Here is a 26,147-nt window from a genome sequence, read left to right as displayed (position 1 = left end):
CCCTCACATACCCAACCTAGGCTTCATCAGAAGCAGGGAAACGTCGAAGGCGAGAAGAACGGCGGGTAATCGGCTCCTCAGCGAACTGGCTCAGCTCCGCGCGCAGAGGGTCATCCTCGTAAAGATAAGGAGGACGACGCACCAGAGGATTCCTCAAACTTCCCGAGGGAGAGCCACGCAAGAGACGCTGCTCCCCCGTGAGGCGCCCCTGCCCCCGACCGTCACCGTCAGCAGAGACCAAGGGAGCAAAGGTTTCCCGCTCAGCACGTGTAATAGCCATTGAGTCGCCATAGACCTCATCAGCCTCTAAGGGCAGCGGAGGCCGGCGCCCAGCCATCTGGGAGGGTGTAGCGGCAGTGCGCTCTGGCTTCGCAAGAGATTGTGAGCGCTGTGGCTGACGTGGCGAGGCGGAGGCAGGCAAACCCGCAGTAGATGTAGACAACTGTCCAGACAAGGCCGCAGAACGACGCGCCGCCAACCGGGGCGGTGGCGGCGGAAGCATCGCTGAGACCTCAACATTCTCTTCATCAAGGGCCTCTTCCTGCTGACGCAAGGCCTCCAGGCGCGCAGTGCGCAGCGCCTCAGCAAAGTACTGGCTCTGACGGCGCTGAACGCTGGCTTGAGTGCGCGGCACACCAGGGTAGGCCGGGCCAGCCGACGGGGAAGCAAGGCGAGATCCTCCCGGCTGAGGCTGAGCCCGCAGGCCCTCAGCACGCGTCTGAGGATGGAGCGTAGCAGAGTTGCGTCCGGTCAAGCGAGACTTTGGCGAAGCAGAAGAGGAAGCGCGAGCCGGAAACTCTGGTGATAATGAACGGGATAGACGCGATGAGAGCGGAATAGAAGCCGGTCTCCGGCTGTTCATGCTCGCCTCTTCTGGCTCCTCATCATCGAAGGTGACATAGCCATCATTCGAATCAGCCTCGTCCCCCCCTTCAGCGAACTCCCATTCTTCTTCTCCTTCGGCCAGCAAGTCATCGTCAGCAGCAACACGGGGAGAGCGCGATTCTCCCCGCCAACCCTCCACTTCAGCGAGCAATCTCTGACGGGCGGCTCGTGTAGGTAAAGGAGAAGGCAACTGATGCGCTGTTTCGAGAGCCATGCGGGCCTGTAACTCAGCCCGGAAGTACTCATCATGACGCCGAGAAAGAAAAGAGAAGAGAGAGAGAGAAATGGGGATACTAAGCAGTAAGGCTGCCAATCCACCTATTAGGCCACCAAGCACCCAGGAATTCAAGGTATTCCCGAACCACAGGACCACGGCAGCTCCAGCAACCAGCACGAATGCCACGGCGGCAGCTCTCATAGGAAGTGTGTCCTTTCAGCAAGCAGAAGTTCTCCTCAGTACAGGCGAGAGCATGACGAAAAAAGAGCATGACCTGCCCCTCAAGGGCCATGCCTCCCTTCTCAAAAACCCGGCCTGGGTATGAGCTTATCATCTTTAGTGACAGTATAACAGCGACGGGATTTCTTGGCAAGAAGCGCGCTAGCAGGCGCGTCTTGGAGATGGAAAAGGAAAAGCCAGGCAGCGCAGACCGCCCCGGCGAGGGAGAGAGTTAGCCGCTCCTTGGACCTCCTTGGCAGGAGGCAGAGCAGCCCTGAGAGAAAAGAAGAGGACGCGGCACGGCAGGATATGCGCGTCCTCAGCTTTGCAGGCCACTTAACAACCTTTGTTCTTCAGAGGAAGGCCAGCGCTTCCAACCAGGCGGGACAGGACCGGAGAGAGAAGGAGCGAGAGCCACAGTTTCCTGTTAGAACAAGCGTAGCGAAGCAGGCCAGGCGAGAACGATTTGACCTAGGCAGCGCGTCCCGGGCCTCCGTAGTGGCGCACGATGGCAATCACCTTGCCCTGAATCTCCCACTCACGGTCCCACTCGTCGCGCGGGATGTAGATCGGCTCCAGCTCAGCATTTGCTGGCTGCAGGCGAACCTGCTCCTTCTCCAAGAAGAAGCGCTTCAGGGTAGCCTTGCCAGGCGTACCCTCTACCAGGTGAACAGCCACCACGATATCCCCATTTTCGCAGGTCCGCTGGCGCTTAATTACCACATAATCGCCATCGCAGATATGGTCTTCAATCATCGACTGGCCGCGGACAATCAGCGCAAAGCTGCTCTCGGGATCAACGCCATGCCCCACCTCGATCGTCTGATCCGGCTCTGAGAAAATCTCGATTGGCTCGCCAGCGGCAATGGTCCCCTCGACAGGAATGCCCCAGGGATGCCTGGTTAGCTTAATACCGCGGCTCTTCTTCGCCTCACGGATAATGTAGCCACGTTTCTCCAGCATGCTCAGGTGATAGTCGACATGGCCAGTGCTCGCGATCTTCATGGCCTTGCCGATCTCACGATTGGTTGGGGGCATTCCTTCCCGGCGAATGTAATTCACGATGAATTCCAACATGCGCCGCTGGAACTCGCCTAGTGGTTCAGGCATAATCCAGGTTCCTGCCTTTCTCCAAAAACCCGTTCTATACACTCTATCGCTGTCAAGAGTAGAACGGCTATTCGAGTCAATGATATCAGACAGGGTAAGACAAGTCAAGCTTTTTCTGGAACGTATTTTCGGAACAGCCTTTCAGGGATGATCACGAGCGGGCCGGGCCATATCCAGGGGGAGGAAGCCCCTTGGAATAGCCGCTAGTCTTTGCTATACTATCCGACGAGGGGAGGCGATGGCGGGTCGTAGCCAGGTAGCGCCTGCTCCTTTCCTGTCCTGACCGTAGCCAGCGAGACGAGGGCAAGCGATTTGCGCCAGAGCCGTAGATAGATGTACAATAAAGGCGTCGGACACTCGCGGAACCGGCCATGAAAGAGGGAGTCAGAGACACATGGTTGAAATGACAGTTGAGAGTGTACGCATAAATCTGGCGACACAGCAACGGGTAGTCATCCTAAAGGCGCTAAGGCAGGAGCGCTATCTCTTCATCTGGATAGCGCATGCGGAAGCCTATGCGATTGCCATCGAGCTGCAGGGAGCCAGCTCTCCACGGCCTTTGACCCATGACCTGCTCAAGAATGTGATCACCGAGCTGGGCGCGAAGATTATGAGCGTCGTGATCTCTGACTTGATCGACGATATCTTCTACGCCCGCATCATCTTGGATGCCGACGGCAGGCATGTGGAGATCGACGCCCGCCCAAGCGATGCGATCGCGCTGGCTATTCGTGCCAAGGCTCCGATCTACGTCGAGGAGAGTGTGCTGGAGCGCGCCGGTGTCACGCCTGAGACCAGCGAGGAGCAGAGCTTGCCCAAGACCCCTCCGAAGAAGGAGCCAGAGCCGGATAACTTGGAGGCCTATCGCGACTTCATTAATAGCCTCGATGTGCTGGACGAGTTCGGTAAGGACTGATCTCACCTGCCGTCCCGCCGCAGCCTCTTCCGGCCCATCTCAGCGTAGTGGGTCTCGCCCTCCGCTCGCTCAAGGCTTGAGCGGCTATGCGATGCGGTGAAGGCTCTGCTCGGCTTTCCTCCGCTGACAAAAGAGCGTTATGCGCAGTGCTTTGCTCCGCTCTGCTCAGCGCGTAGGCCCTCGCTCTTGCGGCCCGGCTTGTCTTCCTCATGAAGGGAGTGAGGCGAATAGCAGTTATCCCTCATCCCTGAGCAGCGTAGGACAATGATGGTCGATCATTCTAAAGAATGGTCGATCGCCTGTCCTTTAATCTAGTATTTGAAAGATGTTATATTGCAAAAGAAGTAAGAGGCGCAGCCTCCCGCAGGTGCTGTGAGGGGTGCTTTTTACCTTCTTCCCTCTATAGGCCTGGCTTTGTCGCCTGCGCGCGTTCAAGGTCGTAGCCACGGCCTCACCCGGCGCAGCGTAGCCGGGCTGTCATGGCTTCCTCTGCCAGGAATCTCCCGTTCTGGGCCAACATACCGCCATTAGAGGAGCGCCGACGAGGCCCGAGAGCTTATTTTTCTGGTGTCTCTCGTTTACATCCTTCGCCCGATTCCCGAGGCCCTTACCTCCTGTTGCCAGGTATGGTACAATGGGGCCGTTCCTAGCCGAGAAAGAGGAGAGCCTATCGCCGCCTATGATTCAGTCCGACATGCCTATGCAGGAGGAGCAGAAAGAAGCGAAAGCGACACCTGCTCCACGGTTACGCTTTGCACCGAGTCCCACTGGCTTTCAACATATTGGCGGTTATCGGACCGCCCTCTTTAGCTGGTTATTCGCTCGCCATAGTGGTGGCACCTTTATTCTGCGCATCGAAGATACTGATCTGAACCGCACGGTCGAGGGCGCGGTAAGCTATTTGATTGAGGGACTGAAGTGGTTAGGGTTAGACTACGATGAGGGCCCCCTCGTGGGTGGCCCCTATGGCCCTTACTATCAGACGCAGCGCAAGGCCCTCTATCAGCAGTATGCGCATCAACTGATTGCCAGCGGTCACGCGTATCGCTGCTACTGTACTCCCGAGCGCCTGGAGCAGATGCGCAAGGAGCAGGAGGCTCAGAAACTTCCTCCGCGCTATGATCGCCGTTGCCGCTTCCTCAGCGCTGAAGAGCGTGCAGCCTACGAGGCCGCTGGTCATAGCTGGACGGTGCGCTTTGCGATGCCTCTAGAAGGGGAGACCGTCGTCCATGACGAGCTGCATGGTGATATCGTCTTTAAGAATGCCGATCTCGACGACGCTGTGATTCTGAAATCGGATGGTTATCCAACTTACCATCTGGCTAATGTCATCGATGACCATCTGATGGGTATCACGCATGTGCTGCGTGGTGAAGAGTGGATCGCAAGCGCTCCGCGCCATGTGCAGATTTACCAGGCGCTGGGCTGGCAGCCACCGCTCTTCTATCACTTGCCCAATGTGCTGGGCAAGGATAAGAAGAAGCTCAGCAAACGGCATAATGCCCCCTCCTGGGATACGCTGCAAAAGCAGGGATATCTGCCAGAGGCGGTTTTTAATTTCTTGGCGCTGCTCGGGTGGGCCTACGATGATAAGACCGAGATTTTCACTCGCGAGGAGCTGATTCGCGTCTTTACTCTCGACCGTATTGGAGTCTCGGGCGGTATTCTCGATCCCGATAAACTGACCTGGATGAATGGGGTCTATATCCGTCAACTGCCGCTAGAGGAACTGACGCGCCGCACTCTGCCCTATCTTGAGCGCCCAGCAGCCGAGGGAGGCTTGCCCGATAGCGTTCCCCGTCCGCTCGACTTCGCTTACACGCAGCGGGTGCTCCAGTTGGAGCAAGAGCGGCTAAAGACGTTGGGAGAGGCCGCCCAACTGGTTGACTTTTTCTATGTTGATGAGCTGCATTATGACCCGGCGCTCCTTATTCAGAAGCAGATGGATGCTACCAGCACGCGCACGGCCCTCGAGCGCACGCGCGAGGTGCTGGCAGGACTTGACCAGTGGGAACACGCCTCGTTAGAGGAGCCGCTGCGAGCCTTGGCTACTACGCTTGGTCTGAAAACTGGCCAGCTTTTCGGCGCCATTCGGGTAGCTGTCAGTGGCCGCACGGTCTCACCGCCGCTCTTCCAGATGATGGAGGTGCTCGGCCGTCAGCGCACGCTGCAACGTCTCGACGAAGCAATCGCGCGTCTCTCCTGAATTGGTTGCCGCCTTCCAGGTCGGCCCAGGTCGGCCTATGCCCAGCCGCCTCTGCCCAGGGGATAGGCTGATGAGCATGCGCGCTGCTCGCTATCCTCGTTTTTCGCACCAAGGAGGTCAGTCTCTTGATCAATCGCGATTATATTCTGAGGCTGATCGAGCTGTTTAGCCGGAGCTTAGCGCATGTGCTCTTCTTGCGCCAGCAAAATCAGCATGAGGAGGTCTTGATTCTCACTGACGAGCTACTGCGGCAGAGCCTGGGCTTAAGCTCGGACTTCCTGGTGGCCATTCCGGAGGAGATGCTGCTAGCCCTGGTAAAGCGTATTGATCTGCTCGATGTAGAGAAGTGCCTCTGGATCGCTTTGCTTCTCAAGCTAGAGGGTGACACCTATCAGGATCTGCAGCGCTATGAGGATAGTTTTCCTCGCTATCAGCGCTCACTCCGCCTCTTTCTGGAGGCAATTTTGCTTGAGAAGGAACCACGTCTGTCCGATTTCTTTGTGGAGATTGAAGAGTTACTGGTGTTGCTGAGCCGCTATGAGTTGCCCGCCGCTCTGCAGACTCGCATCATGCTCTATTATGAGAAAACGGGTCGCTACGCGCAGGCAGAGGATGCTCTCTTTGCAGCTCTAGAGGCTCCCGATGCCAGCCCTGAGATCTTTGAAGAAGGCCAGGCCTTCTACGCTCGCCTGCGCACGAAAAGCAAGGCCGAGCTGGAAGCCGGAAATTTCTCGCCCGAGGAGGTCGAGGAGGGTCTGGTAGACCTGCAACGCTTACAGGCACGCCGCTGTTCTCTCCCCTCCTCTGAGTAGGCAGAGCAGGCAGATAGGCGGCGTGCTTTCTTCTTCCTATCCAATTGGATCGGTCCCTACGCCGTCCGCGAGGTGAGACGATGCCGTTAGCCGAGACGTCCAAACAGCAGCAGATCTCGCCCTCTTATCCGCGTTCAACGGTGGGCACAACCTGGCGCTGGCTTTGGCCTGATCTGCTGATTCGCATTGTACCACTGAGCGGGATACCGCTGCTCTGGCTGGCTTTTACCCACTGGCCCCCAGCAGCCTTTGGCCTGCTTCTGCCACCCGCTCCCGCGGTCCAGCTTATCCTTGGGCTGAGCCTGGGGGGAGCGATGGCCCTCCTGGCTATGCTCTATCGCAGCCTGATTGTTGGACCGCATTTTCAGCGCCCCACGCGCAGCGACCATCTCCTGCAGGCAGCCTACTATCTCTTTATTAATGCGCCAGCCGAAGAACTTTTCTTTCGCGGCTTCTTACTGCGTCTGCTATGGCAATGGACAGGCTGGGTCGGCTGGGGCTGGCTGATCAGTACGCTCGTGTATACGCTCTATCATCGCCTGGGCGGCTGGAACTGGCGTAGCGTGGCAGGCGTAGGGCTGGCCGGCATGGTTTTCAGTACCCTCTATGTGCTGCAACCCACCCCTCCGTCTTTGTTGAGCGTGATCCTGGTGCACGGCCTGACCACCTGCGGCTTTCTGAGCTGGGGCGATGAGTTCTTGTATCAACGCTGGCGCCGACGCCAGAGCCAGCCAGCCTCATTCCATAGCCAACGGGCGATTTGAGATGCCGGCCAGTCAGGTAACTAACAAAGGAGCAGGCCGTAAGAGCGCCGCCGCGCGCTTCAGCTCGGCTCTGGTACAACCCAGCGGCAGCCTGCTCGTCCAGAGAGAATCACCCCCCGATTGGGCCGCCCCCAGGCTGGTGGCTTCCCTTGCAGGGAGAAAGTATGATATCCTTGCCTTGACTCACCAAGCAGTAGTCTCTACCCTATTGGTTTGGAGGTTCATTCGTTGAGAGTCGTTGTCACTGGTGGAGCGGGCTTTATTGGCTCCCATCTGTGTAAACGTTTGCTAGAAACAGGCCATTATGTCCTCTGCGTGGATAACCTGATCACAGGATCAGCAAGAAATATAGCAGAACTGCGCCATCACCCTCATTTCACTTTTCTCTATCATGATGTGACCCAGCCATTTGCTTTTGAGGCGGATGCTATTTTTCATTTGGCCAGCCCGGCTAGTCCCGTGGGCTATATGGAACATCCTATTGAAACGATTCTGGTCAATAGCCAGGGCACCTACCTTCTGCTGGAAGAGGCTCGGCGCCAGCAGGCGCGCTTTCTGCTCGCCTCCACTTCAGAGGTCTACGGCGACCCCCTGGAGCATCCTCAGCGTGAAGACTACTGGGGCCATGTGAATCCAATCGGCCCACGGGCCTGCTACGATGAAAGCAAGCGGCTGGGTGAGACATTGACTATGGAATTTTATCGACAATATCGTACAGATGTCCGCATTGTGCGCATCTTTAACACCTACGGCCCCAACTGCCAGCCGAACGATGGGCGGATGATTCCCAATTTCATCACTCAGGCTCTCAGGAATGAGCCGCTGACGATTTACGGCGACGGGAGCAAAACACGCAGCATCTGCTATGTCAGCGACCTGGTCGAAGGGCTGATGTTGGCGATGTTTCAGCCGCAGACAACCGGCGAGGTCTTTAATCTGGGCAACCCAGAAGAGCATACGGTCCTGGAGTTTGCGCAGACCATTATCCGGCTCTGCCATTCCTCGTCACCCATTGTCTTTGAGCCGGCCCGCGTTGATGACCCTGAACGACGACGCCCCGATATCTCAAAGGCTTGCCGCCTCCTGGGCTGGAGGATCACTGTCCCAATGGAGGAGGGTTTGCGACGCACGATAGAATGGTTTAGTAAGGAGCAAAGCTCCCTCTCAACTATTCTCTGAGGGGCGATTGAGCACCGATGTTAAGAAGGGGCAGCTAGCGCCATTGGGCTGGGCTGAGTTTGAACGATTTGGCAGATTATGAGAAGCTTGAGCACCTTGACTGAGGGAGCCGGCGCCGACGCCTCCCACCTGGCCCGGATCGGAAAGGCTTTGCGTTCCTACCTGACGGCAGCTAATCTGGTTGGCGTCATAGGGGCAGGTGTGACTCTCGGCTGCCTATTGGCACTTCCAGCACCCTGGAATATTCGTCTCCCACTCTACTTGATCCTCAGTGTCTGGGTCCTGCTGCGTCCCCAGGTCGCGCTCTACCTTCTGCCGCTCAGTATCCCCTGGGGCGCGCTTGACTATATCGGCCTTGGCTCGCTGCGCTTTAACAGCACCGATATTCTCGTCTTGCTGCTCGCTGCCGCCTGGTTGGCGGGGCACGTGCTACGTAGCGGCGACCGGACTCACGGACCACGTAGTTATGAGCGGCAGGCCATTCCGCCGCTCTTGCTGCTGGGGCTGGCGGCGTTCTTAGTCAGTATGCTTGTTTCTATGACGGTAGCCATCAGCCTCAAATCCAGTCTGAAAGAGATTTTTAAGTGGATTGAGGTGCTGATTATTGTGGTAGCAGGCAGCAGTTACATCCGCACGCGGCGCCAGGGCTGGATCATCGTGATCCTTAGTCTGGTGGCGGCCCTCTCGCAGGCGGCACTCGGCTACTACCAGGAGCTGTTTAATATCGGCCCTACGAGCTTCGTGCGGGGCGAAAGCCTGCGCGTCTACGGTACCTTCAATCAGCCTAATCCCTACGCTGGCTATATCAATCTCTCGCTGGCCATCGCTCTAGCTCTGGCAATCGCCGGGGGGCGCAGGCAGACCCGCTGGTTGGCAGCCGTGGCCAGCTTGCTGCTGGCACTGGCAGAGTTCTTTAGCCAGTCGCGTGGCGGCTGGTTGGCCTTGATTACAGCCACTCTCTTTATTCTGCTCGTCGGCTTACCAGGCTTGCGCCCGTGGTGGCGCCTGCTCATCACCGGTTTCTGGATTCTGCTAGAAGGCTTCTTAATTGGCGTTATTCCTCAGCGCATCTTCAATCCGCTACTAAACTTTATTGGGGTCAATCAAATCTCCTTTACGCATCCAAGCTCACAGCAATATGCAACGGCAGAGCGATTGGCCCACTGGCTGGCGGGCATCCATATGTTTCTTGATCATCCCTGGCTAGGCGTCGGTATCGGGAATTATGGCGATGCCTACCCTCAGTACGCGATCGGCATCTTTGTTATTCCCCTGGGACATGCTCACAACTATTTCATCAATGTGGCAGCTGAGATGGGTCTTGTGGGACTGATCACCTACACTTTCTTTGTCCTGGTCATTGCCGCGCTTAGTGCACGCGCCTACCGTCGTCTGCGCCGGGCCTATCGAGGTTTGCAGCAAGGTCTGACACCCAGCAGCAGGACGCTTGGTCCGTTCAGCCGCTGGCGCATACGGCGCGCACAGCTTGGCGATGATCAGGCCCTGGCACTGGGAATCGTGGCCGCCCTTCTCACAGTGCTCGTACACAACATGGTTGATAATCTTTATGTGCAGGGGATGGCCAATCTCATGGCGCTGCTGTTGATTGTGCTCCTGCGTTTGGAGCGCTTGGCCGTGACGGAGCAGGCGCCACAGGGAGAGCAGGAGGCCTACGCCCGTCAGGCCGCTGGTGCAGGAGAACGAATAGCGACCGCGCGCACGTGACCAGGCTGGTCAGCTTTGCGTTTAGCAGAAAAGGAAACATCTAGTCAGAGGAGGGACCCTTTGCTCAAGGACAAAGAAGGACAAGGGCTAAATGATGAGCCGGCTTCGTGGCTAGCCAGATCTGACCGCAGCGGATTGAATTCATGCCGGCCTTCACGGCTTTGAACAGCGCAGTTGTGCGATTGACAACCGTAGAGGCCGGTTCCTCCCGAGAACTGGCCTCGTCTCCGCTGCACGACTAGCTTTCAGACGGCTCCGCGACTATCCTTAGCCTGCTCAGCGCAAGATTGGCTTGACAGCGGCTTACTAGCTTCTCGGAAAGCGCAAGCACGCCAGGCGCAGGCAAGCATCCGGCCCCGACAGCTATCATAAGTAGCAACAGGAGAGGGATCTCCGAAGGAGTCAGCACTGATGAGTCAGTGGTTTCAGCATGGCAAGGATGACGCCGCAGGAGAGACACCAGGCCGCACAGTGGAACAGGCGGCGCTCTATCAGGAGGGGGCAGTCAGCCAGACCCCTCTGACGGTCAGCGGACAAGATGAGCAGCCTATCACGGCAGAGCAGCTTTCGCTGGGGAAACGTCTGCTGAATTGGCGCACTATTGTGCCCTTGCTCATCGTTTTACTGGCCCTGCTGATTTTTCTCAAGCAGGAAAAGATTGATTTTCAGCAGACATGGCAGGCGATTCGGGCGGCGAATCCTTTCTTTTTCGCCATAGCCTTTGTCGTCTACTATCTATCTTTTCCTCTCCGCGCTTTGCGTTGGCGCATTCTGCTGCAGAACGCCAATCTAGAGGCTAAGCAGGAAACACGCTTGCCACCTTTCTGGAAGCTAGTAGAGATCATCTATATCTCCTGGTTTGCCAATGTTCTGGTGCCGGCCAAGCTGGGCGACCTCTACCGAGCCTATCTGCTGCGGCAGGAGAATGGTTCTTCAGCAACCCGCACCTTCGGCACTGTGCTGGCAGAGCGCTTGCTCGATCTCAGTGTGCTGCTCTGTCTTTGCATCCCGGCGCTGATGATCAGCCTTCATGAGCGCCTGCCCTGGCAGGTGCGCTTTGGTCTGATTGTCACCCTGGCGGCTGTGCTCTGTGGCATCGCTGCCCTGGGAGTGCTGCGGCTGTTGCATGAGCCTATTGGCAAGCGTCTCCCGTCACGTTTGCGCAGCTACTATGAGCATCTCCAAGGGGGTATCCTCGGCTCTTTCCGTCATTTGCCCACACTGGGCTTGCTTACTCTGGCCGTCTGGAGCTGCGAGGCTTTGCGTTTCTTCTTCGTTGTCCTGGCTCTGCAGCTCTTGCAGGGTCCCTTGCTCCATTTGCTGGCGGTGGCGCTGCTGATTGCTTTAGTGGAGGCTCTGCTGACCGTTATCCCCTTCACCGGGGGCGGCGTGGGCCTGGTTGAAGGCGGTATGATCGCTATGATCGCCCTCTTCCGCCCTAATGCTACAAGCCTGGCTCTGGCAGCCATTGTATTGGATCGTACGATTAGCTTGCTGAGCATTTTGGTGATCGGCTTTATTGTCTTCTTCATCGCCTTCGGGAGACAAACAGCAAAGCAGTCCCTAGATGCTTGACAGAGCGATCTCACCAGTCTTATAATCTCCCCGTAGGCCCGCGGGATGGCTTGAACGGACACCAAGACTGCAAGGGCTCCACTCTGACCAAAGCGCTCTCACCTAGCCAGGCAGAGGAGCCCTCACCCCCACGATCCGTTTGGGGATGCGTCCAGGCATAGGCCCTGGCGCAATGGCAAACACCATCTCCGAAACCAGGCCGAGAGGGGGGGGAGTCCTGCTGTCGGAAGTCAAGGTTAGCGAAAATGAGCCGTTTGAGGCTGCGCTGAAACGCTTCAATCGCAAGATTCAGCAAGACGGCATTCTCGCTGAGGCGAGACGCCGCGAGCACTACGAGAAGCCGAGCGTGCGGCGCAAGAAGAAGGAAGCTGCCAAACGCCGCAAGACGGCCCGTAAAAATAAGTAGCTCGTGACCCCTGTCGGATCACGCTTGAGCGCTTGATACCCTGCAAAGCACTTAGCGGGTTGTAAGCATTGGCTGGCAAGGTTCACGCTTGAGCGCTTAAAAGGCAAAAGCAGATAAAAATGTAAGCGAAAGGCAGGTGCTTTTCCGACAGGGGTTTCTTTTTGGCTACGTCGCGCCGCTAATCCGCGGCTGTAGCTCGTGTGGCCTGGCTTTATTTCTCCTTCTGTTTTGTTATTTATTGCTGTATCTCTCGCTGCTTGCTCCTGCTGCCAATCTGAGCACCAGCACGATGGAGAGCAGCCGCTTGGGGAGCAAGCCAACGCAACGGAAGAAGAAAAGGCGTGATTTCGCCCAGACTTCACCAAGTTCCTGCAATTATGAGGGGCCTTATGGACGAACAACTGTCACAAGTTGTTGACCTGTATGTCACGCTGGAAGATGTGGCGCTGAAGCGCTCGTTCGATGAGGCACTGGCTTCGGTCGATCTGGACGCCTTCGCACGCCGCGCTCTGCAGGAGGCCGGAGTGCATCAATCTGTCATGTTCACGCTGATGGTAACCGACGATGCGACAATCCAGGAGATGAATAATCAGTACCGCCAGCAGAATAAGCCGACCGATGTGCTCTCTTTCCCCCTTCTTGATCACCCGCTGGTCGAGGCCCCTGCAGAGCTGCTCTGGCAGCCCCCTGAGCAGTCTACCACTTCACCCTCCGAGGCCGTTGCCGCTACTCCTCCGCCCTTTGTGACTCCTCCAGGTCAGCCGACAAACCTGGGTGACATCGCTATCTCCTGGCCTACCGTGCTGCGCCAGGCCGCCTCTGCCGGTCATAGTCCCCGACAGGAGTTTCTCTATTTGCTGGCCCACGGTATCCTCCATCTGGTTGGCTACGACGACCAAACGCAGGTCGGCTATGAAACAATGGTCCGTAAACAGGAGGCCATCCTTGCTGCCAGCGGAGAACGAAGCGGCGGCCGATGAACGGGCGACTGATGAGCGAGTTGAGCGATCCCAGAGGCACACAGCGCAGCGCCTGGGGCCGTTTTCTAGCTGGCTTCGCCTATGCTTTCAGAGGCCTCTGGTACGCTCTGCGCACCCAACGTAACATCCGGGTCCATACAGGGGTCGCTCTGTTAGTGATTGTCGCCGCTGTGCTTCTCCGCCTCTCCGCTACCGAAATCGCCCTGGTGGCAGTGGCTATTGGTGGCGTCTTTGCCAGCGAGCTGGTTAACACGAGCATTGAGTTGTGTCTGGATCTGCTGCATCCTGAATACCACCCTCTGGTCAGGGCCGCTAAAGATGTGGCAGCCGGGGCCGTTCTGCTGAGTGCTTTGCTCGCCGTGGTGATCGGCGTCTGTGTCTTCGGGCCTCACCTCTGGGCCTGGTGGCTGACTCTCCGGCGCTAGGTTAAGCCAAGCCGCAGGCTTTTACAGGCGCTTCTCTTCTCCTTCTTCCACGCCGTTCGCCCGCTCTCTCGCTCTCACCCCGGCCCTGCCAGCCGTCCGTACGCCCCAGAGGCCAGGGTCAGGCTGCTTCTTATTTGTTTTCTCCTGCTCTCCTCCATGCCCGGTGTGACAGGTCGGGATACTTGACAGATCGCAAGAGAGATTGCTATCATCAAAGAAGAAGGCGTAGACCATCACCGTGTGTCTGGCCAGTGGTCTATGCCTATGCTGCGCCCGTAGTTCAGTTGGATAGAACAGCGACCTTCTAAGTCGCCTGTCGCAGGTTCGAGTCCTGCCGGGCGCGCCTTGTATCTCGCATAAAGGAGAGGGAACAGATCTCGGCTGGCTGGCAGGCCAGCCGATCTTCTCCTCTCCTTTTTTCCTTGCCGGGGGAGATACGCTGAGCCTGAGCAAAAGGGACAGTCAGAGAAATTTTTTTACAGTTTCCTGACAGTTTCTTGAGCAACAGCCCCTATAGTTAGCGAAGGGAAAGTAGGGCACTCCTCCGCTGACCTGGGACTCTTTCGAACCGGCCCCTGGTAGGATGACAGACAGGCTGAGGCGAAGAGATCAAGATAGAGAGGCTCGCTTCGATTGACCGGGAGCCGGTCTTATCCCATTCCCGCGAAGGGAGATCATCTGTGCATTGCGAACCATGCTCCAGATACCCTGCGCCCGGATGGCTGCGCCTTGGTCTGCTCGCCGGGCTGATAGCTGCCATCGTCATTGCTATGACTGGTTGCAGTACGGGCAATTCTTCCTCAGCGATGAGCAGCTCTCCAGCGCCAACACCCCGACAGGTGCTTATTCTGCCTAACGTCGGAACCCAGGACCTCAACTATCTTGATCCCGCTCAGGAGCCGGACGCCAACGATCCAGCCCAGGGACCTGATCCTAATTCAGCGCTCGCCCTGAGCATGCTCTATAGCGGCCTGGTACGGACTGATAAGGATTTGCATGTGATCCCCGATCAGGCTAGCTGGGAGATCTCCGCCGATGGGCGCGTCTATACTTTTCATCTTAAACCGAATATTGCCTTTTCGGACGGTACCCCAGTCACAGCAGCCACTTATGTCTATTCGCTGACACGCGCTTTGCTGCCAGAGGTAAAATCTCCTCTGGCAGCCATCCTTGAGAAACCTATTGTGGGCGCAAGCGCAGTGAGCAGCGGCAAGAGCCGCGTCTTGACCGGCGTGCAGGCCGTCGACCGCTATACGTTGCGCATTACTTTGACGCGACCAACTCCTTATTTCCTGGCGTCTCTCACAAATGAACTCTTTTTCCCGGTTAATCAGAAGCTGATTGAGCGCTACGGTCAGAGCGGCTGGACTGAGCACGCAGCCGGTAACGGCGTTGGCTGTGGGCCCTTTATGGTGAAAGCCTGGGAACATAATGTCAAGATGATCCTGGTGCCAAATCCTTACTACTATGGGACCCGCCCGCGCCTGAGCGAAATCGATATGATCTTTGTGAATGACCCGTCAACCGCTTACCAGCAGTACCGCGCCGGACAGTTCAGCCTGATCTGGAATATCCCCCAGAGCGACCTTGCGGCGGCCCGCGGCCTGGCCGGTTTCGTTTCCTATCCACAGCAGGAAACGGATATGCTCTTTTTCAATACTCGTATGCCTCCCTTCGACAACGTGACCGTACGCCAGGCTTTCGCTTATGCGCTGGATAGAACGACGCTGGTACAAACGCTGCTCAAGGACGCCGCCACCTCAGCCTCGACATTGATCCCTCCAGGTCTGCCAGGCTATAAGATGGACTACCAGGGACCCGCGTTCGATGCGGAGAAAGCTCGCGCTTTGCTGCGCTCGGTCTATCCCGATACGGCCCTGGTGCCGTCTATTGTCTTCACCTATCCGACTGCGTTGCTCTCACGCAGCGAGGCCAATGCTCTCTGCAGTATGTGGTCGAGCGTTCTTAATATTTCCGTGAAGCCTCTGCCAGTTGAGCTGAATGCCTATACGGATGAGCTGAGCCAGCATCAGATCCAGCTTGGCTTCATTCAATGGTACGCCCTCTATCCCGATCCTCACAATTGGCTCGCTCCTAACTTGCTGTCCAATGCGCCCCATAACGAGTCTCTCTGGCAAAACCAGACTTTCGATCAGCTCATTGCTGCAGCCGATCAAGCTAGCGGGGAGGAACGTTTCTCGCTCTACCAGCAGGCGGAGCAACTGGCTCTTGAGGAGGTGGCCATCCTGCCGCTGGATCACGAGACCATCAGCGCCGTCATTCCCCCGTGGGTTCATGGGATTGCGCTCAACGCCCGCGGCCTTTATGTGGCCGACTGGTCACAGGTATACCTCTCGCCACACTGAGAGTGGTCTGTCTAGTGAAGCGCTACACCTGCTTTCCAGGCGAGACGGTCCGCTCTGTGTGCGCCCTGGGCATCTGCATCTACTGCAGTGTCCAGCTACCCAGACCAGGCCCGTTGACCAGATAGCAGACGGCGGGAGGTGGGCAGGGCGAGCGGCCACGCGCACCCCTCAGCGGCGCCCTGCCGCTCGCTCACTCTTTCTTTCAAGGGGATCATCTGTGGACGGACGGCTATCGGGCCGAGGGCGTGCTGAAACGTCCAGGATTGCAAGCAAGCAACAAGGGAGAGCGCTGTCCCGTACAGATGAATTCGCTGATTAACTGACCGGTGAGCGCACTCAGCATCACGCCAACGCTCCCATGCCCAGTAGCCAGAATGACATTCTGCCAGCCAGGCAGAGGGCCTAAAAGCGGCAAGCCATCCGGTGTGCTCGGGCGCAGTCCAGCCCAGCTACGTTCCACAGTGGCCTGCGCCAGCGCCGGCACGAGACCTTGAGCCTGAGCCAGCAGCCAGGCCACGCCATCTGCTGTCACTCGTAGGTCAAAGCCCACATCTTCGCGCGTAGCTCCTACGGTCAGCGAGCCGTCACGACGAGGAACAAGATAGATCCCTCGGCCAAAAATCAGATGGTGGAGCGTCGGCAGCACCGGCGGCAAGCGCAGGCTCAGAAGCTGCCCGCGCACAGGTTTCACCGGGAGCGGGAAGTCAAGCCAGGCACAGCATTGGGCACTCCAGGCGCCCGCCGCAATCACCAGGCAATCGCAGGCAATCTCTCCCCGGCTCACCGTCTGGACCGCTAGCACCCGACCGGCTCGCTGACGCAGGCCGTTTGCTTCGCAATGTTGGTAACAGCGAACACCGGCCTGCTGCGCCGCTTGAGAGACTGCCCGCAGCAGCTCATCGGCTCTCAGCTGTCCCTCCTGAGAAGCATAGACAGCCCCCTGAACTTCAGTACTCAGCAAGGGTTCCCATGCTCGCGCCTCTTCGCCAGTAAGCCAGCTCAGCTCTACCCCCAGCGTCCGCCAACGCTGCAGGCGCCGCTGCAGACGCCCTACTGCCCGCCGATTACATGCCAGGCGCAGAGCTCCCGCCTGCTCTAAGTCAATGCGTCGTAAGGCGATCTTCGCTTCCAACTCGGCAACTAGCTGGGGCAGGAGTGAGCAGCCCGTGAACAACAGCGAGGCCAGCGGGCCTGGTCCGTCAAGCGGACCAAGAGGAGCCAGCAGCCCCGCCGCCGCCGCCGAGGCGCCAGCCCCAATTTCAGCCCGCTCCAGGAGGCAAACATCGACCCCAGACCGACGCAGATAATAAGCAATCGACCAACCGATGATCCCAGCTCCAATAATAACTACATCTGCTTGTTCAGGCATTGCTCTCTCTCCGCAGCTAATCAAGGAGGTACTCCTTATTTAAGCAAAAGTATAGCTTCTGTGCCGGGTCAGAGTGCAGCCCTGGGGAGCAGAAGCCGATCAATTCACTATTGCAGAGGTATATCATACTCTATAATCTCTTCAGTTTATAACAACTTGATATATTGCTAGCTTGCATTAGTGTTTTAAAATAAGTAAGGGATGGGAAACGGGTTTACTGAAAGATAAGGTCAGCAGTAATGCCAACAAGCCAAACAAACTAGAAAGTCAACAATAAGGAGGAAGAACTACATGTTCTTTCACGTACAGAAGCTCATTAACGAGATTGTACCTGACGAGCCTGACCCGGCAGCGGCCAACGCCCTGCAGGAAGGATTAGGTGGCCAGTTTGGCGAAATGCGCACCATGATGCAATATTTGTTCCAGAGCTTCAACTTCCGTGGCAAAGCCAAGCCCTATCTAGACCTGATCCAGGGCATTGGGGTTGAGGAAATCAGCCATGTCGAGCTGATCGCCACCACCATCAATCATCTGCTGGATGGCTCGCCGCGCTACCGCGGAGAGATTCCGGCCAACGGGGCCACTCCCCTTAACATCGCCCTGAAAGAGGGCAACATCCATCACTTCCTGGTCGGGGCCCAGGGAGCGCTGCCCATTGACGCTGCCGGCAACCCCTGGTCAGGCTCCTATGTCTACAGCAGCGGGAATCTCGTTCTGGACCTGCTCAACAACCTTGTCCTAGAGGCTACCGGGCGTCTCCAGAAGTGCCGCCTTTACGAGATGACCAACAACAAGACCGCCCGCTCCACTATCGCCTACCTCATCGTGCGCGACGAGGTACACGAGAAAGCCTATGCCAAGGCACTGGAGACGCTTGGCGTCCAGTGGGGCAAGATCCTGCCCATTCCCAAATTTGACGCCAGCAAGCTCCCTGAAGTCAAGCGCCTGATGGACATGGGCCTCCACAATCAGCTCCACCACTGGCGTCTTGATGGCTCCGAGATGGGCAAGATCTTCCAGGGGCCCTCACCTGCTCAGGATGGCACCTTGACGACCACGCAGAAGCCACCCGAGGGAGCGCCGATCAAGCTCGCAGAGGCACGGCCCGAAGAATTTGCCCCCGGTTTGACCCCGGAGCTAGAAAAGCTAGTCCAACAAATCGAAGCCGTCAAGGTCTGAGAGAGGCGCTAGCCGCTAACAAACAAGCAGGCACATAGCCAAGCCATAAAAGAACCGGGAATGCTCTCTACGCCTTGCTGGAGAGCATTCCCGGTTCTTCTCTCGCTTGCGCTTGCAGTCTGCCCTGCTCCGTCCCACCCGGCTCTCACTTAGACCAGTCTTGCAGCACGAACAAGCGTTGAGCGGCGCTCACTCAGTCACTGCAACGAGCGAGCGAAAGCCTCAAAGAGACGACGCTGCTCCGCCGTCAGATGAGTCGGCAGCACCACATTCACCTCAGCGTAGAGGTCGCCACGCTGATCGGGCTGCCCAAGCACCGGCATGCCCTGGCCACGCAGGCGGAAAGACTTGCCATTGGGAGTCTCCGGCGGGATCTTCAGCAACAGGCGACGGCCCGATGGTGTAGGTACCTCTACCTCGCCTCCCAGCATGGCCGTCACTAGGGGAACATCGACCCGCGTGCGCAAAGTCGTGCCCTCACGGGTAAAACGCGGATCAGGCCGGACATGGATGCGCAGATAGAGGTCGCCGCGTCCGGCAGCGCCCTGAAGCCCCTGGCCAGGAATACGGATGCGAGCCCCATCCTCCACGCCGGCAGGGATCTTGACCTCCAGGCGGCGGCGACTACCATCGATATCCTCCAATTCGATCATACGAGTGGCGCCATCGTAAGCCTCAGCTAACGAGACCTCTAGCACCGACTCCACATCGCGCCCAAAGGGCGCCTGACGCCCAACAGTGCGGCCCGTTCGGGCGCGCCCGCCGAAGGGGCTGCCGAAGAACATCTCGAAGAAATCGGAGAAGGGCGAAGCGCCACCGAGCAGATCTTCCAGATCTTCTTCGGTGATCGTCTGATAGCGATATCCGCCCGAGCCAGAGGCACCCGGCCAGCGCCCATAGCGCTGATAATAGCTGCTCAGCTCGTCATACTTCTTGCGCTTCTCAGGATCAGATAAGACCTCATAGGCCTCATTGATCTCCTTGAAGCGCTCTTCCGCCGCCTTATCACCTGGATTGACATCAGGGTGGTACTGACGTGCCAGCTTGCGGTAAGCCTGCCGAATGGTCTTATCGTCGGCGTTACGATCTACACCCAGTATCTTGTAATAGTCTTTATAATCAACAGCCATAGGTGCCTCCCCCCAGGAAGATGTGAGCTACAGGCCGTTTAACCACCTGGCCGACCGACCAACCAACCAATCAGCCAACCTCCACCGAGTCCGTCACGGGCCTGGCAGGTTGCGTACCATGAATGGGCACGACCGCCGGTAGAGCAGCGACGGGCATCGAATCCCGCTAGCAGCAGACCCCTTCCAGCGCAGGAAAGACAAGGGAGTCGCACGCACAGGGAAGGAGCCTCCGCGGGCGAACGAGCTGACAAACGAACGCCTCAGCACCTCACCCACCAACCTGACGCAGGCACCACCTGCAAAGGTGAGAACAGAAGGCGGACAGGACTGCCGGCGTCAGTCTGCTGCAGAGAGGAGACAGCCCGGTTTGAGAGCAGTCTGACGCCGCCATCAGCCAGTCAGCCAGCCAGCCGGAGCAAGCGCGGCAGCCCTTGCCCTGGTAGAGGCAAGCCGCCCAATGCGCTGGTAAGCCGGCTGGCTGGCCCCTCTCATCTATGCTAACCGAAGGCTAGGCTAGCCGGAGCAGGCGAGACGGAGCCGCCTGGCTCAGAGCAAGAGCCAGCGAGGTCCGGGGTATCAGGACCAGCTCCCCCGGGAGAGCGGCTCAGACCTCACGATACTCGCCCTCGATGGGACCAGAATCACCGCCATCCGAGGGGTTCGAGCCAGAGGGTGAACCGCCGCTTGTGCTAGCGCCGGCACCGGCTCCAGCCTGGCTGTAGATCTCCTGACCGATGCGCGACAGCGAGCGCTCCAGCTCGTCGAGCGTGCTGCGCACCCGAGAGACATCACTGCCCTTGAGAGCATCACGCACTGCTGCGATCTTGCTCTCCACCTCGCTGCGCAGGCTGGCCGAGACCTTATCACCCATATCGCGCAAGGTTCGCTCAGCCTGATAGGCCACGCTATCAGCGCGGTTGCGCAGCTCAATCTCCTCACGGCGACGCCGATCCTCTTCCGCATACTGCTCGGCCTCACGCACCATGCGCTCCACTTCCTCCTTGCTGAGGCCGCTGGAAGCCGTGATCGTAATCTTCTGCTCGCGCCCGGTAGCCTTATCGCGCGCCGAGACGTTCAGAATACCATTGGCGTCGATATCGAAAGTCACCTCGATCTGCGGCACACCACGCGGCGCGGGCGGGATACCCTCCAGGCGGAAGCGACCCAGGCTCTTGTTATCGCGCGCCAATTCGCGCTCACCCTGCAGGACATGGATCTCAACCGCCGTCTGATTATCCTCTGCCGTGCTAAACAGCTCCGTCTTGCGCGTTGGAATCGTCGTATTGCGCTCAATCAACTTTGTCATCACGCCGCCCAGTGTCTCAACACCCAGCGACAGCGGCGTCACATCGAGCAGCAAGACGTCGCGCACTTCGCCCTTGAGCACGCCGGCCTGAATAGCCGCACCAATGGCCACCACCTCGTCCGGGTTCACACCCTTATGCGGCTCCTTGCCAAAGAGGCGACGCACCATCTCGATGACCGCCGGCATGCGTGTCTGACCACCGACCAGCACCACCTCATCGACATCATTGGGGCGAATACCAGCATCAGCCAAAGCCTGCATTACAGGCCCACGCGTGCGCTCGATCAGATCGCTCACAAGCTGCTCCAGCTTGGCCCGCGAGAGCGTCATCATCAGATGCTTGGGGCCGCTGGCATCGGCGCTAATGAAGGGCAGATTGATCTCCGTCTGCAACGAGCTGGATAGCTCGATCTTCGCGCGCTCGGCAGCCTCCTTGAGGCGCTGCAGGGCCATGCGGTCCTGACGCAGATCAATACCATGCTCCTTGCGGAACTCCTCGGCCATCCAGTCGATGATGCGCTGATCGAAGTCATCACCACCCAGGTGCGTATCACCATTGGTGGCCTTCACTTCGAAGACGCCTTCGCCGAGCTGCAGGATCGAGATATCGAAGGTACCGCCACCCAGGTCGTAGACGGCTATGATCTCATCCTTCTTCTTATCCAGACCGTAGGCCAGTGAGGCCGCCGTCGGCTCATTAATGATACGCAGGACTTCCAGGCCCGCAATCTTACCGGCATCCTTCGTTGCCTGACGCTGCGAGTCGTTGAAGTAGGCCGGCACCGTAATCACAGCCTGCGTAATCTTCTCGCCTAGCTTTGCCTCGGCATCCAGCTTCAGCTTCTGCAGAATCATGGCCGAGATTTCCGGCGGGCTGTACTCACGGCCTCCCATCACGACACGCGCGTCGCCATTGGGCGCCTTGGTGATCTTGTAGGGGACCAGCTTCATTGTGCGCTGGACCTCGGGATCGTCGTAGCGGCGCCCCATCAAACGCTTGACAGAATAGATGGTGTTCTCCGGGTTGGTGATCGCCTGGCGCTTGGCAAGCTGCCCTACCAGTCGCTCACCAGTCTTGGTCACCGCCACCACTGAGGGGGTCAGGCGCGAGCCTTCGCTATTCTCCAGAACCACCGGCTCGCCCGCCTCCATCACTGCCACCACCGAGTTGGTTGTTCCTAGATCAATACCAATCACTTTAGCCATCGCTACAATCCCTCCTTAAGTGGAGGAGACACCGCTCTCTGCACGTGCAGGCGGCCCTCCTCACACCACTCAAGCTTACGCTTCCTTCCTTCAAGCTTTCTTTGTCGTCTTGTCCGTTCGTCACTCCAGCGCTGTCGTACCCACGTCACTAGCCATAGCAGGGCAGGTCTCTGTCAGTACTTGTATCACATATCACAAAAACTGTCAAGTCAATTTACCTAAACCGTCAGATATGGCCAGGTCGTCAGGGAGCAGACGGTGAAGAAGTAGTGGGTGGCGATCCGGCTACGACGACCTGAGCCGGGCGAACAATGCGGTCGCCGAGCATATAGCCGGGGCGCACGATCTGGAGAACAGTGCCTTCGGCGGCGCTGGCCTGGGTGTCGAGAGCCACGGCCTCATGGAGGCGTGGATCGAATTGCTCGCCCTGGCGCCCGATTTGACGAATGCCCAGCTCGGCCAGCGTGCTGGCGAGGCGCCGGGCCACCAGATGCAACCCCTGGACCCAGGGCTGATGAGCCAGCTCAGGGGGAGTGGCGCTCAGAGCGCGCCCCAGATCATCGAGCACAGGCAGCAGACGCCGCAGGAGAGCGATCTGAGCCCCGAGGCTGGCCTCTTCCTGCTCTTGTCCCACACGGCGCCGGTAGTTGATGAAATCGGCCTGAGAGCGACGCAGCATATCCAGGTACTCTTCTGACCGCCGCTGTTCCGCGGCCAGCTCGCGCTCCAGGCGACTAACCAGTTGCGCTTTATCATCCTCCACGGCCTGCTGTGGCCTGGCTTCCTGCTGTCGCTCCTGCCCTTGATGCCACATTTCCTGCCTCCTCTAGCGCGAAGACGAGGTCGGCACCGTCCCGGCACCTTCCTCGGCGCTTTCCGGCTGCGCTCGACCAGCCGTCTCGCGCAATGTCTGACCTGTAACTTTTAACTTTATCATACGCTGTCAAATGCTCACGGAGCTGATGGGCATCTCCTCAGTAAAAGATCAAGTAAATACACATCTTGCCTGGCCTCTGTCGCCGCCATCGCCTGTTTGCATCCAGCAGAACACGCCTTCCCAGGCTGCCGGCTGCTCACGCCTCCAGGCCTCCTAGCTTGCTGGCACCTCCACCCGCTGGTGTCCCCCTCGCTTTGGGGCGAGCGCTGTCGGAGCCAGGTCGGCACAGCGTGCGCACAGGCAGGCAGCCTGCCCTCTGCCACAGGCCCCTCTCTCTTCCACTCCGCTTACTCGCGCGCCGACTCAGAGCCGACCGCTCGTTCGGCGGGATCAGCAGCAGCGGCGTGCTGGTCTGCCTGCGCTAGCCTGATACGAGCAAGGGGGTGCGACGGCTGCCCTGCCGCGTCTGCCTTCCCGCTCTCTGTCTCCTGCGTGCTGTGCTGCTCGCTCCCGCCGGCCTGTTCGCTCAAGGCCCGGCGTACTTCGATCCGTACACCAGAGCCTTCTCCGACTTCGCCCAGCCCCAGCACTTCGAAGAGCCGACGCATCTCGCGCAGCGCGTTCTCCGCACGCATTTGCGCCTCTCGCGCTTCTTGAATCTCTTGCTGGAGAACACGGACATGCTTGCGAATTTGCATGATATAGCGGATGCCGACCGCGTTCACTCCTTGCTCATATAATTCGGCCACCTCTTCAAGGATGGCCAGATCATTATCGGAGTAGAGGCGATTCTTGCCGCTTTGACGCGCCGGCTCCAGGAGGCCCGCTTTTTCCAGCTCTCCTCCATAGCGTCGCAACATGTGCGGAGGTAGCCCTAGCAGCTCCGAGACGACCCCTATGGTGTACTTGTGGATCGTGTCTCTCGGCTCACTAGGGCCTCTCGCCGTTGGCCTGGATCGTCGCTTCATGCCAAGCCTCCTTCCTCAACGACCTCTGACCTGGCCCGCTGTGCCACGCTGTGCCACGCCGTGTTTCGCTACGCTACGCGGCGCGGCGCACGTTCACCACTGCTCTGCTTCTCATCTTTGCCGCCTCTCCACCAGACCACGAAGCCTTTGCTTCGCTCGCTTGCGCTCAAATGGTGCGTGCGCTCGCGCGCTTCCCGCTCCCGGGACCTATCCATAGCATATACTTTTTAACAAATTTTGTCAAGTGATTTGTCCAAAAATCAGAGGAGCAGCGAGGAAGGAGCAGGCCAGGTCTGGTGCGAGGAAATGGGCGACGGCAGACTCAGGAATGGAGCAGTCGCTCCAGAGCGGCTGTTTGAGCGCTGAAACGGGCAAGGCGCTTTTTTTTGAGATTCTCTCGTAGAATCCAGGCAATGTCTTTATCGTTCCAGGTGGCGCAGGTCTGCATCAGCGCAAAGCCCTCGTCGGGAGCAGCCGCGGTGACTACGCTGAGGCTGTAGCTCAGGGTCTGACGCAGCGAGCGAAAGGCCAGCTGACGACGTTCAGCCGGAGTCAGTTGGTGCAGGCGCTCCAGCACCTGGCGCTGAATGTTGAGCGCCGCTGCGACGAACCGCTGATCCAGGAGCAGTGTCGGTTCAGCCAGGGCGGCTACAGCAGCACGCTGCTGCAGCAGGCTGCCTTCAGCGGCGAGTCGGGTGAGCCGCTCCAGTGTCTCTGCGCTGGCCACAGAGAGTAGTTGCTGATAGGCCATGACTACTCCTTCGCGCAGGCGCCAGCAGGAGGAGAGCGCCCGCTTTTCTAGGAGCGCAAAGGCCCAGGCTCTCCAGTCTGGCTGAACCGCGGCACAGGCTCCCAGGGCCACCAAACCGCAGAGGACGGTGAACTCAGCAGGGGTATTGCTTTGGATAGCTTCGCGCTCTGTATCAAGGAGATAGGTCAAGAGTACGTTGACGGCCTGTGGCTCTTGATGAACACGTAAGGCAAGCAGGTGCGCAAGGTCATAGGCTAAGGTCAGGTTGGCCCGCGGTCCCGGCAGATGACTTTGCTCCCGGAGATAGAACTCTAGTAGTCGCGGCCTGCCACGTAGGGCTTTCTCAATGAGAGGTTCTAGTGTGTCTTGCATGTTATGCTGTTCCTTTGTTTACACCGTTAGAATCTTTGCCTTGATTGTAACACAGAGTCGTTCGCTGTCTCTAGCTGCTCTTTGCGGGCTCGCAGTCTGCGTTCTCTTCCTCCTCTTCTCCCGCTGGCTCTGATGCCTGTCTGTTTGCTCTTGCCCCCAGGGGCCGCCAGCTTCATTAACCTTGACGTAAACGGTAATCTGTGTTACACTATTCAGCGGATATCTGGTTCAGACAGAGGCGATGCGCGGGCCTGCTTACCAGGCAGCGCGGCCTTGCTTATGCAGTGATAAGGTCGCGCAACGGTAGCCGCTCGTTGCTCGCTCTATTCGCTCTCCGGGAGGGAGGTCGCGGGTACGATGGCTATGGCAGATGTGGCTGGCTCCGAACAGCAGTCTGTTGCTGGTAAACGACGCTTCTCCCCTCTGCTTACGATCGAGCAGGTGGCTTCGCGTACGGGTTTGACCAAGCGTACGCTGCGCTACTATGAGGAGGTGGGCCTGCTGCAGCCAACCGGACGCAGCGATGGCAATTATCGCCTCTATAGTGAGGAGGATGTGAAGCGCGTCGAGCGCATTAAGGAGCTGCGCGACCTGTTGGGCTTCTCGCTGGCTGAGATTCGCGTCTTCTTGGAGGCCGATGATGAACGCGAGCAGCTTCGTGAGGCCTTTCGTCAGGAGAGCGATGTCGAGGCTCGCCTCGCCCAGCTTGAGCGTTGCGATGCCTTGATTCGGCGCCAGTTGCAGTTGATTGAGCAGAAAATCACTGGCCTGGAACAGTTGCGGGCCAGTCTGCAGGCAAGGCTGACCCGCCATGCTCAACGCCGCGCTGAGCTGCTGCAACAGTTGCCCTCCTCTCATGAGTGAGCAACCTGTGCCTCTATGAGTTCTATCAAATAATAGATATATTTCTATAAATTAAGGCCTGTCTCAGGGGAGCAGACCCATCCCTGAGCGTAGGCAGGTCAGGGGTCTGGTCACCGACAGATGCTTGCAGGTGCAGGGGTACATGAGGTCCCCGGCATAGTGTTTCCTTCCCGAAGGAGATGTGGGCCGGCGACAGCGGCGAGCTTTTGCCGCCTGGCATAGCTCGCGCGGCTTTGACAAGCGCTCTGGCCCACATCTTCGCCTTTCGTGGCTGTGTCCACTGACTCTTTGTTCTGGCCTTGCACTGAGTGGCCTCGGCCCCGGCCATCGTAGAGCCCCT

21 protein-coding genes and 1 tRNA gene are annotated in these 26,147 nt (G+C 58.3%); 14 read left to right on the top strand and 8 right to left on the bottom strand.

Features of this window, described 5'->3' with window-relative positions; all coding sequences use genetic code 11:
* Positions 1–16: 16 nt before the first annotated feature.
* A complete protein-coding gene (locus AC6H1L_RS19190; protein ID WP_497599059.1) occupies positions 17–1,303 on the bottom strand; it encodes a hypothetical protein in 1,287 nt (428 codons plus the stop codon).
* A gap of 489 nt (positions 1,304–1,792) precedes the next feature.
* Positions 1,793–2,431 (bottom strand): transcriptional repressor LexA, encoded by a 639-nt coding sequence (gene lexA, locus AC6H1L_RS19185; RefSeq protein ID WP_297161883.1) that lies wholly within the window; start codon positions 2,429–2,431, stop codon positions 1,793–1,795.
* Between the two features lie 394 nt (positions 2,432–2,825).
* On the opposite strand from lexA, the gene AC6H1L_RS19180 reads away from it, so the two are divergent.
* The 12 genes from AC6H1L_RS19180 (at position 2,826) to AC6H1L_RS19125 (ending at position 15,785) form a co-directional block, all read left to right on the top strand.
* Positions 2,826–3,347: a bifunctional nuclease family protein gene (locus AC6H1L_RS19180; protein WP_052888665.1), complete on the top strand. Its 522-nt coding sequence runs from the start codon at positions 2,826–2,828 to the stop codon at positions 3,345–3,347.
* Positions 3,348–4,041: 694 nt separating this feature from the next.
* Positions 4,042–5,553: a glutamate--tRNA ligase gene (gene gltX / locus AC6H1L_RS19175; RefSeq protein ID WP_497599058.1), complete on the top strand. Its 1,512-nt coding sequence runs from the start codon at positions 4,042–4,044 to the stop codon at positions 5,551–5,553.
* A 125-nt stretch (positions 5,554–5,678) separates the two neighbouring features.
* Complete coding sequence (locus AC6H1L_RS19170; RefSeq protein WP_497599057.1) at positions 5,679–6,365, top strand: DUF6483 family protein; 687 nt, start codon at positions 5,679–5,681, stop codon at positions 6,363–6,365.
* An 80-nt stretch (positions 6,366–6,445) separates the two neighbouring features.
* On the top strand, positions 6,446–7,129 hold the full coding sequence (locus AC6H1L_RS19165) for a CPBP family intramembrane glutamic endopeptidase (protein ID WP_497599056.1): 684 nt from the start codon (positions 6,446–6,448) through the stop codon (positions 7,127–7,129).
* Between the two features lie 228 nt (positions 7,130–7,357).
* Positions 7,358–8,308: a UDP-glucuronic acid decarboxylase family protein gene (locus AC6H1L_RS19160; protein WP_497599055.1), complete on the top strand. Its 951-nt coding sequence runs from the start codon at positions 7,358–7,360 to the stop codon at positions 8,306–8,308.
* 87 nt (positions 8,309–8,395) lie between these two features.
* Positions 8,396–10,033 carry an O-antigen ligase family protein gene (locus tag AC6H1L_RS19155; RefSeq protein WP_497599054.1) on the top strand — a complete coding sequence of 546 codons (1,638 nt, stop codon included), beginning with the start codon at positions 8,396–8,398 and terminating at the stop codon, positions 10,031–10,033.
* A gap of 411 nt (positions 10,034–10,444) precedes the next feature.
* Positions 10,445–11,608 (top strand): lysylphosphatidylglycerol synthase transmembrane domain-containing protein, encoded by a 1,164-nt coding sequence (locus AC6H1L_RS19150; RefSeq protein WP_497599053.1) that lies wholly within the window; start codon positions 10,445–10,447, stop codon positions 11,606–11,608.
* A 220-nt stretch (positions 11,609–11,828) separates the two neighbouring features.
* Entirely contained in the window at positions 11,829–12,014 is a 186-nt protein-coding gene (rpsU, locus tag AC6H1L_RS19145; RefSeq protein ID WP_081839175.1) for a 30S ribosomal protein S21, read from the top strand.
* 389 nt (positions 12,015–12,403) lie between these two features.
* Positions 12,404–12,994: an rRNA maturation RNase YbeY gene (gene ybeY / locus AC6H1L_RS19140; RefSeq protein WP_497599052.1), complete on the top strand. Its 591-nt coding sequence runs from the start codon at positions 12,404–12,406 to the stop codon at positions 12,992–12,994.
* An 11-nt stretch (positions 12,995–13,005) separates the two neighbouring features.
* On the top strand, positions 13,006–13,419 hold the full coding sequence (locus AC6H1L_RS19135; protein WP_497599051.1) for a diacylglycerol kinase family protein: 414 nt from the start codon (positions 13,006–13,008) through the stop codon (positions 13,417–13,419).
* Positions 13,420–13,688: 269 nt separating this feature from the next.
* A tRNA-Arg gene (locus AC6H1L_RS19130) sits at positions 13,689–13,762 on the top strand.
* Positions 13,763–14,225: 463 nt separating this feature from the next.
* Positions 14,226–15,785, top strand: coding sequence for a peptide ABC transporter substrate-binding protein (locus AC6H1L_RS19125; RefSeq protein WP_497599050.1), 1,560 nt, complete (start codon positions 14,226–14,228; stop codon positions 15,783–15,785).
* A gap of 229 nt (positions 15,786–16,014) precedes the next feature.
* Here AC6H1L_RS19125 and thiO read toward each other — a convergent pair whose 3' ends face one another.
* On the bottom strand, positions 16,015–17,154 hold the full coding sequence (thiO, locus tag AC6H1L_RS19120; RefSeq protein WP_497599049.1) for a glycine oxidase ThiO: 1,140 nt from the start codon (positions 17,152–17,154) through the stop codon (positions 16,015–16,017).
* 291 nt (positions 17,155–17,445) lie between these two features.
* Here thiO and AC6H1L_RS19115 point away from each other — a divergent pair, with 291 nt between their 5' ends.
* Complete coding sequence (locus AC6H1L_RS19115; RefSeq protein WP_497599048.1) at positions 17,446–18,333, top strand: manganese catalase family protein; 888 nt, start codon at positions 17,446–17,448, stop codon at positions 18,331–18,333.
* A 197-nt stretch (positions 18,334–18,530) separates the two neighbouring features.
* Here AC6H1L_RS19115 and AC6H1L_RS19110 read toward each other — a convergent pair whose 3' ends face one another.
* From AC6H1L_RS19110 to AC6H1L_RS19090, 5 genes are all read right to left on the bottom strand, one after another.
* Positions 18,531–19,463, bottom strand: coding sequence for a DnaJ C-terminal domain-containing protein (locus AC6H1L_RS19110; RefSeq protein ID WP_497599047.1), 933 nt, complete (start codon positions 19,461–19,463; stop codon positions 18,531–18,533).
* 604 nt (positions 19,464–20,067) lie between these two features.
* Positions 20,068–21,975 (bottom strand): molecular chaperone DnaK, encoded by a 1,908-nt coding sequence (gene dnaK / locus AC6H1L_RS19105; protein ID WP_497599046.1) that lies wholly within the window; start codon positions 21,973–21,975, stop codon positions 20,068–20,070.
* 244 nt (positions 21,976–22,219) lie between these two features.
* Positions 22,220–22,789 (bottom strand): nucleotide exchange factor GrpE, encoded by a 570-nt coding sequence (locus AC6H1L_RS19100; protein ID WP_497599045.1) that lies wholly within the window; start codon positions 22,787–22,789, stop codon positions 22,220–22,222.
* Between the two features lie 410 nt (positions 22,790–23,199).
* Entirely contained in the window at positions 23,200–23,820 is a 621-nt protein-coding gene (locus AC6H1L_RS19095) for a MerR family transcriptional regulator (protein ID WP_497599044.1), read from the bottom strand.
* Positions 23,821–24,142: 322 nt separating this feature from the next.
* Complete coding sequence (locus tag AC6H1L_RS19090; protein ID WP_497599043.1) at positions 24,143–24,943, bottom strand: hypothetical protein; 801 nt, start codon at positions 24,941–24,943, stop codon at positions 24,143–24,145.
* A 357-nt stretch (positions 24,944–25,300) separates the two neighbouring features.
* Between AC6H1L_RS19090 and AC6H1L_RS19085 the strand changes: the two genes are divergently transcribed.
* The gene (locus tag AC6H1L_RS19085) at positions 25,301–25,807 is read left to right on the top strand and encodes a MerR family transcriptional regulator (protein WP_497599042.1); all 507 of its coding nucleotides are present in this window, start codon (positions 25,301–25,303) and stop codon (positions 25,805–25,807) included.
* Positions 25,808–26,147: the final 340 nt, after the last annotated feature.

The organism is Thermogemmatispora argillosa, assembly GCF_059696725.1.
This window is presented reverse-complemented; position numbering and strand designations above follow the sequence as displayed.

Bases quoted from the DNA above. Each gene is read 5' to 3' on its own strand.
- AC6H1L_RS19190 (WP_497599059.1), bottom strand. From the start codon at position 1,303: ATGAGAGCTGCCGCCGTGGCATTCGTGCTGGTTGCTGGAGCTGCCGTG.
- lexA (WP_297161883.1), bottom strand. From the start codon at position 2,431: ATGCCTGAACCACTAGGCGAGTTCCAGCGGCGCATGTTGGAATTCATC.
- AC6H1L_RS19180 (WP_052888665.1), top strand. From the start codon at position 2,826: ATGGTTGAAATGACAGTTGAGAGTGTACGCATAAATCTGGCGACACAG.
- gltX (WP_497599058.1), top strand. From the start codon at position 4,042: ATGCCTATGCAGGAGGAGCAGAAAGAAGCGAAAGCGACACCTGCTCCA.
- AC6H1L_RS19165 (WP_497599056.1), top strand. From the start codon at position 6,446: ATGCCGTTAGCCGAGACGTCCAAACAGCAGCAGATCTCGCCCTCTTAT.
- AC6H1L_RS19150 (WP_497599053.1), top strand. From the start codon at position 10,445: ATGAGTCAGTGGTTTCAGCATGGCAAGGATGACGCCGCAGGAGAGACA.
- ybeY (WP_497599052.1), top strand. From the start codon at position 12,404: ATGGACGAACAACTGTCACAAGTTGTTGACCTGTATGTCACGCTGGAA.
- AC6H1L_RS19135 (WP_497599051.1), top strand. From the start codon at position 13,006: ATGAGCGAGTTGAGCGATCCCAGAGGCACACAGCGCAGCGCCTGGGGC.
- AC6H1L_RS19125 (WP_497599050.1), top strand. From the start codon at position 14,226: ATGAGCAGCTCTCCAGCGCCAACACCCCGACAGGTGCTTATTCTGCCT.
- thiO (WP_497599049.1), bottom strand. From the start codon at position 17,154: ATGCCTGAACAAGCAGATGTAGTTATTATTGGAGCTGGGATCATCGGT.
- AC6H1L_RS19115 (WP_497599048.1), top strand. From the start codon at position 17,446: ATGTTCTTTCACGTACAGAAGCTCATTAACGAGATTGTACCTGACGAG.
- AC6H1L_RS19110 (WP_497599047.1), bottom strand. From the start codon at position 19,463: ATGGCTGTTGATTATAAAGACTATTACAAGATACTGGGTGTAGATCGT.
- dnaK (WP_497599046.1), bottom strand. From the start codon at position 21,975: ATGGCTAAAGTGATTGGTATTGATCTAGGAACAACCAACTCGGTGGTG.
- AC6H1L_RS19100 (WP_497599045.1), bottom strand. From the start codon at position 22,789: ATGTGGCATCAAGGGCAGGAGCGACAGCAGGAAGCCAGGCCACAGCAG.
- AC6H1L_RS19095 (WP_497599044.1), bottom strand. From the start codon at position 23,820: ATGAAGCGACGATCCAGGCCAACGGCGAGAGGCCCTAGTGAGCCGAGA.
- AC6H1L_RS19090 (WP_497599043.1), bottom strand. From the start codon at position 24,943: ATGCAAGACACACTAGAACCTCTCATTGAGAAAGCCCTACGTGGCAGG.
- AC6H1L_RS19085 (WP_497599042.1), top strand. From the start codon at position 25,301: ATGGCTATGGCAGATGTGGCTGGCTCCGAACAGCAGTCTGTTGCTGGT.